1 protein-coding gene is annotated in these 444 nt (G+C 62.8%); it reads right to left on the bottom strand.

Features of this window, described 5'->3' with window-relative positions; all coding sequences use genetic code 11:
- Positions 1–373: DUF1566 domain-containing protein (locus tag ACV22Z_RS35770; protein WP_448080947.1), on the bottom strand; the 373-nt coding region annotated here is incomplete at its 3' end.
- Positions 374–444: the final 71 nt, after the last annotated feature.

Genomic DNA, 444 nt, shown 5'->3' with positions numbered 1-444 from the left:
ACCACGCCCAGCCGGAGTCTTCCTCGTGCTGTTCGCCCGACCAGTACCAGGCCGATTCAAACTCGCCCTTCAGGTTCGCGAACAGCAACGACTGCTCGCGGCGCGTCGGGAGTTCGCCCCCTTGTTCCATGGCCCATGCTTTGGCATCGGCCCAGTTCACTGACTCGGCTTCCCCGGGCAGCAGAATCACGTAGTGGCTCAGCGTGCCGTCGTCATTCAAGATCGGGCCCGCGATCCGCTCGCCGGCCGCGAGCGGGATCGTGACGGTGTCGATGCGGTATTCCGTTGCCTGCGCCTGCTTCTTGAGGGCCTCGATCAAGGCGCCAATGCGCGCATGGTCGGCTTGGATCTGTTCCAGCGTAACGGTGGTCATTGCGATGCTCCGTTGTGAATGGATGAAGGGTTAAATCGGCAATCTGCGGACGGCTCGGGCCCGGAACTCGT

The organism is Burkholderia sp. PU8-34 (assembly GCF_053427725.1).
Note: the sequence above shows the minus strand (reverse complement) of the source record. Positions and strands in the feature narration are given on the sequence as shown.